Origin of the sequence: Streptomyces sp. NPDC059957 (assembly GCF_042730015.1) — a bacterium.
Lineage (GTDB): Bacteria > Actinomycetota > Actinomycetes > Streptomycetales > Streptomycetaceae > Streptomyces.
Genome location: NZ_JBHWMB010000129.1, coordinates 1 through 5,984 on the forward strand (window position 1 = coordinate 1; position 5,984 = coordinate 5,984).

The 5,984-nt window shown below is 69.6% G+C and carries 6 protein-coding genes; all 6 read right to left on the reverse strand.

The features are described from left to right. Nucleotides 1–92 precede the first annotated feature (92 nt). The gene (locus ACFWBW_RS40265) at nucleotides 93–431 is read right to left on the reverse strand and encodes a hypothetical protein (protein WP_385384399.1); all 339 of its coding nucleotides are present in this window, start codon (nucleotides 429–431) and stop codon (nucleotides 93–95) included. A 56-nt stretch (nucleotides 432–487) separates the two neighbouring features. Beyond that, the gene (locus ACFWBW_RS40270; protein ID WP_385384402.1) at nucleotides 488–1,711 is read right to left on the reverse strand and encodes an ATP-binding protein; all 1,224 of its coding nucleotides are present in this window, start codon (nucleotides 1,709–1,711) and stop codon (nucleotides 488–490) included. A 184-nt stretch (nucleotides 1,712–1,895) separates the two neighbouring features. Further along, nucleotides 1,896–2,222: a hypothetical protein gene (locus ACFWBW_RS40275; protein ID WP_385384405.1), complete on the reverse strand. Its 327-nt coding sequence runs from the start codon at nucleotides 2,220–2,222 to the stop codon at nucleotides 1,896–1,898. Between the two features lie 124 nt (nucleotides 2,223–2,346). After that, nucleotides 2,347–3,774 carry a GH1 family beta-glucosidase gene (locus ACFWBW_RS40280; protein ID WP_385384408.1) on the reverse strand — a complete coding sequence of 476 codons (1,428 nt, stop codon included), beginning with the start codon at nucleotides 3,772–3,774 and terminating at the stop codon, nucleotides 2,347–2,349. Between the two features lie 117 nt (nucleotides 3,775–3,891). Further along, nucleotides 3,892–4,812: a carbohydrate ABC transporter permease gene (locus ACFWBW_RS40285; protein ID WP_385384411.1), complete on the reverse strand. Its 921-nt coding sequence runs from the start codon at nucleotides 4,810–4,812 to the stop codon at nucleotides 3,892–3,894. Beyond that, complete coding sequence (locus ACFWBW_RS40290; protein ID WP_385384414.1) at nucleotides 4,809–5,810, reverse strand: carbohydrate ABC transporter permease; 1,002 nt, start codon at nucleotides 5,808–5,810, stop codon at nucleotides 4,809–4,811. The genes ACFWBW_RS40285 and ACFWBW_RS40290 overlap by 4 nt, the downstream gene beginning before the upstream one ends. Nucleotides 5,811–5,984: the final 174 nt, after the last annotated feature.

A 5,984-nucleotide genomic window follows, 5' to 3' on the forward strand; every position in this document is an offset into this window, starting at 1 on the left:
GGATCAGCCGGCCGGCCAGTGCGGCCACGAAGGGGCGTACGCGCACCAGTACTCGGGGCATCCCATCCGGTAGGCCCGCGTGATGGTCTCGGTCAGCGAGGCCCGTCACGGCCCGTTCCCGTGACCCGGAGCGACACCCGGCCCTCGGGCAGCCCCGGGACCGTGACCCGCCAACCACCCTTGTCCGCACGGACCTTCGCCGACTTCCAGGTGGCACCGTCGTCCGTGGAGTACGCGACCGACACCCGGTCCACATCGCCCCCGTGCGCGCCCCGCTGCCGCTCGAAGCCGACACCGAAGGCGAACTCCTTCCCCGCCGCCACCGAGTTGTCCCCGTCGAGACCCGACATGTCGTACCGGGTGTCCAGCAGGTCCAGGGGCTGTTCGCGGTCGGTACGGCCCGACCGGAACATCATCACCGCGCTCGTCATCTCCTGGATTGCGCTGGTAGAAGTCCTGCGCTGAGAAGACACGAGTCCAGGGGGCCTCAGAGTTCCTTCATCACCACGTCAGCATCCGTGGAAGCGTTGAGGACGTGGCGGATGATGGCCGAGGCTTCGTCAGGGTTGTGGTCCAGCCAGGCGGTGAGGTGCCGGCGGACGACCATGTGGACGTAGGCGTCCGCTTCGGGGTTGGCGAGTCTGGTCCTGGTGGCACCTTCGAAGACGGGGTGGGTGAGTTTTATGGAGATGACGGCGGTCAGGCCCTCGTGGACAGCGGCGGCGGTGATGTCCTCGTCGTCTGAGGGCAGCTGCCCGTTACGGCGTGCGTAGTCGTTCACGACGTCTGTGAGCGCGGTACGGAAGCCCTGTTCGTGGGCGCCGCCCTCATGCGTCCGGGTGCTGTTCGCGAAGGAGTGGAACCCTCCCGCGGAGGACCAGGTGCTCCACTGTATGGCGACCTGCACGAAGATCGTCCCGTCCTCGTTCTCCGACTCGAAGCCGATGGCGGGGGAGTGGACGAGACTCGTGGGGTAGGGGTTGAGGTGGGCGACGTAGGCCCGAAGGCCGTCCGCGTGGTGATGGTGGACCGGCCGCTCCGGACGTTCGTCGTTGAGTGAGATGGCCAGGCCCCCGTTGAGGAAGGCCAGTTCCTGGAGGCGCTCCGACAGCGTGGCGAACGAGTACCGGGTGGTCTCGAAGATGTCGGCGTCGGGCAGGAAAGCGATCGCGGTGCCGTGCCCGCTGCTCTCCTCGTGCCTCGTCAAGGCAGTGATCGGGATGCCCTTCTTGTACTCCTGGGTCCAGCGGTGACCGTCACGGTGGACCTCGACCGTGAGATGGCTCGACAGCGCGTTGACCACGCACAGGCCCAGGCCATTGATGCCGCCGGACACCCAGTAGCCAGTATGGGACTTGGGACCGAAGGACAGCTCCGTCAGTGCAAGTTCGACGGCCGGTCTACCGGTGCCCTCCTGCACCTCGACGGGCAGTCCCCGCCCGTCGTCCGCCACGCGAATGCCGCCGTCCGCGGTGATCGTGACATCGATGGCGTCCGCGTCGCCGGCAAGGTGCTCGTCGACGGCGTACGAGACGACCTGGAACACCATCTGGTGCAGGCCGCGCTCACCGATGGAGCCGATGTACATGCCGGGGCGCCTGCGTACCGCCTCAAGGCCCTCGAGTACCTGGATGCAGGTCAGACCCCATATGAAGAAGCCCCAGGTGGCCGTGTCCGCAGCTCTGCCACCGCTGTCGTTCTGGGGGGACACCGCTGGGATCGGAGCAGCGCGAAGGCCCCGCTGGAGGCGCGGAGGGGGCCTTCCAGGCCGGGCCCTGGGGGCCTTTCCCGGCGGATTTCCCGCCGGGGCTCGTCTCGTCCGGCGGTCGTGCGGCGTACGTCGGCTTTCGGGAGAGCCATGAGTGTGTGCTCGGCCACGGCCGGCTCGGCCTCGGTCAGGGTGACTGCTGACCGTCCTCGCGGGCGAGACGGAGGGCGAGTTCCTGCAGGATCGCATCCGTACCGGGCTCCGCGCCGGTTTCGTCGTACGCGTAGGCGACTGCCGCGAAGGCGGCGATGAAACCGTTGACCAGAGCGCTCAGCGGCGCGGAAAGCTGGTCGAGCACGGCGCCGCCGACTTCCTCGGGGTCGGCTCCCGCCGGCACCAGGAAGTGACCGGGGGTCACTTCCGCGAGCAGTTCGGAGGCGAGGCCTTCGCCGACGTCCGCGCGCAGGGCGGTGAGCGCGGCGATGGCTTTGAGTTTGATCTCGTTTTCGTGCACGGGTCGAGACTACGACGCGGGCAGTGGGCCGTGCCGTTGTCGGTTCCCGGCTCCTTGGTCGCGCGCGTGGTTCGAGGCCGGCGGCCCTGGACTGTTCCCAGGGCCGCGCGCAGGAGAGCCCCCCTCAGCCCCGCACCAGCCCGCCCCGAGCGATCACCTCCGCGTACCACCGCGCACTGTCCTTCACCGTCCGGCGCTGGGACGCGAAGTCCACGTGGACGATGCCGAAGCGCTTGCTGTAGCCGTACGCCCACTCGAAGTTGTCCAGCAGGCTCCACAGGAAGTAGCCGCGTACGTCCACACCGTCCTCGATCGCCCGGTGGACGGCCGTCAGGTGCGCGTCGAGGTACGCCACCCGCTCCGGGTCGTGGACCTGCCCCTCCGGATCCGCGTAGTCGTCGTACGCCGCCCCGTTCTCCGTCACCAGGAGCGGGAGGTGCGGGAGTTCGTCGCGCAGCCGGGTCAGCAACTCGTACAGGCCGTTCGCGTCCACCGGCCAGTCCATCGCCGTACGCGGGCCCGCCGCCGGAGTGAACGCCACATGCTCCTCGGCTCCCGCCCAAGGGGCGGGGGAGGCGGAGGAGCCCGCCGAAACGACGCTGGGGGAGTAGTAGTTGATGCCCAGTGAGTCGATCGGGGTGGACGTGACCTCCAAGTCGCCGTCGCGGACGAACGACCAGTCCGTCACACCCGCCGTGTCCTCCACCAGGTCCTGCGGCAGCCGTCCGTGGAAGACCGGGTCCACGAAGATCCTGTTCGCCACCGCGTCGATCCGGCGCACCGCGTCCCGGTCCGCCGAGGTGTCCGTCAGCGGGCGCAGGGCGTGGAGGTTCAGGGTCAGGGAGATCTCGGCGGTGGACGGGAGGCGGTCACGCAGGACGCGGGCCGCTCCGCCGTGGGCCAGGTTGAAGTGGTGGGCGGCGCGCAGCGCGGCGAGGTTGCTGGTGCGTCCGGGGGCGTGGACCCCGTTCCCGTACCCGAGGAACGCCCCGCACCAGGGCTCGTTCAACGTCGTCCAGGTCGTCACCCGGTCGCCCAGCGCCCGGGCCACCAGGTCCGCGTACTCCGCGAACCGGTGTGCGGTGTCCCGTTCCGGCCAGCCGCCCGCGTCCTCCAGCTCCTGCGGGAGGTCCCAGTGGTAGAGCGTCGCGACCGGCCTGATGCCGTTCGCCAGCAACTCGTCCACCAGGCGGCGGTAGAAGTCCAGGCCGCGCTCCACGGCCGGGCCCCGCCCCGTCGGCTGGACCCGGGGCCAGGAGACGGAGAAGCGGTAGTCCGTGACGCCGAGCTCCTTCATCAGCTTCACGTCGTCCGGCATCCGGTGCAGGTGGTCGGCGGCTATGTCACCCGTGTCACCGTTGCGGACCTTGCCGGGGGTGCGGCTGAAGGTGTCCCAGATGGAGGGCGTCCGGCCGTCCTCGGCGGCGGCTCCCTCGATCTGGTAGGCGGCGGTGGCCGTCCCCCAACGGAATCCGGTGGGGAAACGAAGCCCCGTCCCGGTCTCGGGGCGGGCGCCCGTGGAGGTCACCGGGCGGGCATCGACAGCGGTCATGAGACGGACACTCCAGGGAGTAGTGGGGGAGGGGGACGATCAGATGGGGCTGCCGGGGCTGCCGGGGCCAAGCGCTCCGCTGGGAGCCGCCGGTCGTTGCCGGAGGGCAGGAACGCGTCAGCCCTTCACCGCTCCCTGCATGATGCCGCCGACGATCTGCCGGCCCAGCAGGCCGAAGACGAGCAGCACCGGCAGTGTGCCGAGCAGCGTGCCGGCCATGATCACCGACTGGTCGTTGACGTAGCCGCCGCCGAGCTGCCGCAGTGCGACCTGCACGGTCGGCTCCTGCGAGGACAGCGCGATGACCGGCCAGAAGAAGTCGTTCCACGCCGTCATGAACGTGAGCATCCCGAGCACCGCCATCCCCGGCCGCGCGATCGGGATCACGATCGACCAGAAGATGCGGGCCGTGGAGGCCCCGTCCATGCGGGCCGCCTCGATCAGCTCGTCCGGCAAGGACTGGATCAGGTACTGGCGCATGAAGAACACTCCGAACGCCGACACCAGACCCGGCAGGATCACCGCCTGGAGCTGATTCACCCACTGGAGTTCGGCGATCAGCATGAACAGTGGGATCACGCCGAGCTGCGGCGGGATCATCATCGTCCCGATCGTCAGCGTCAGCAGGGCGCCCCGGCCCCGGAACTTCAGCTTGGCGAAGGCGAACCCGGCCAGCGTGCAGGAGAGCACCGTGCCCACGGTGATGGACCCGGAGACGATCAGCGAGTTCAGCAGCGCCTTGCCGATGTCGGCCTCTTCGAGGACCGCCTCGAAGTTCTTGATCAGGTTCGGGCCGGGCAGGAGGCTCGGCGGCACCTGCGCCAGGTCCGCGTTGGACCGGCTCGCCGCGACGATCGTCCAGTAGAAGGGGAACGCCGAGATCAGCAGTGCGAAACCGAGGATGAGGTAGGCGAGCCGGCCGCCCGTCATCGTTCTCCCGGCCCCGCCGCCCCTGCGGAGCCAGGAGTGCCTGCCCGGCCGGTCCTGCGGGGGCGGGCGCCTCTCGGGCGCGGTCGGCGGTGGGGCGAGCGCGGTCATCGGCCAGCCTCCTTGCGTGCGCGGCGGCGCGCGATCAGGGCATTGACCCCGACGAGCACCACGATCAGGACGAACATCACCCAGGCGATGGCCGCGGCCCGCCCCAGGTGGAAGAAGCCCCAGCCCTGCTCGTACATGTACAGGCCGAGGGTCTGGTACTGGTGCGAGATGCCGCCGGAGATCGATCCCTCGAACAGCAGCGGCTCACCGAAGAGCTGGGTCGCGCCGATCGTCGAAATGATCACCGTGAAGACGATGGTCGGCCGCAGTCCGGGAAGGGTCACGTGGATGAACTGCCGCCAGCGAGAAGCCCCGTCGATCCCGGCGGCCTCGTACAGCTCGTGCGGGATCGACTGCATGCCGGCCAGGTAGATCAGCGCGTTGTAGCCGGTCCAGCGCCAGATCACGATCGTCGATACGGCGATCTGCGAGGCGACCGTTCCCGTCTGCCAGTCCACCGGGTCGACACCGACGAGCCCGATCACGTAGTTGATCAGCCCGAAGTCGCGGCCGAACAGCTGGGCGAAGACGAGCGTGGCGGCCGCTACGGACGTCGCGTAGGGGAGCAGGACCGCGGTCCTGATGAACGTCCGCCCGCGCAGCTTGTAGTTGAGGAGGTGGGCCAGGCCCAGTGCCATCGCGAGCTGCGGCACGGTGGACAGCACGCCGATGGTGAACGTGTTGCGCAGCGAGATCCAGAAGTACTCGTCGGCGAAGAGCGCGGTGTAGTTGCCGATGCCCCGCCACTCCATGTCGCCGCTCGTCTGGAGCTCGACGCGGTAGAGGGAGACGAACGCCGTGTAGAGGAGCGGGAAGAGGCCGAAGGCGAGGAACAGGGTGAAGAAGGGGGCGATGTAGGCGTACGGAGAGGCCTTGCTCCAGGTACGCCGGAGAGCGGCTGCCGGACCGTCGTCCGGGCCGGTCCCGGGGCCGGATCCGGGTCGGGATCCGGTCCTGGCCGGGCGGGGGCCGGCCTTCGCGGTGGAGGTGGGGGACACGATGCGGCCCTTCGGTGGATCGGGGCAGGAGGGGATGCCGGGCATGCGGGGATACGGGGGCGGGACGGGTCACGGCGGCGGGACGGGTACGGAGCACGGGGTGCGGCCGGTCCGTCGAGGTGCGCGGGTGGCCGGCCGCCGAGGTGAGAGGGGGGACCGGTCACCGAGGTGAGC

What these genes read in the sequence shown, in the direction of transcription:
- ACFWBW_RS40265 (WP_385384399.1), bottom strand. Translation starts at nt 431, where the DNA reads ATGACGAGCGCGGTGATGATGTTCCGGTCGGGCCGTACCGACCGCGAA.
- ACFWBW_RS40280 (WP_385384408.1), bottom strand. Translation starts at nt 3,774, where the DNA reads ATGACCGCTGTCGATGCCCGCCCGGTGACCTCCACGGGCGCCCGCCCC.
- ACFWBW_RS40285 (WP_385384411.1), bottom strand. Translation starts at nt 4,812, where the DNA reads ATGACCGCGCTCGCCCCACCGCCGACCGCGCCCGAGAGGCGCCCGCCC.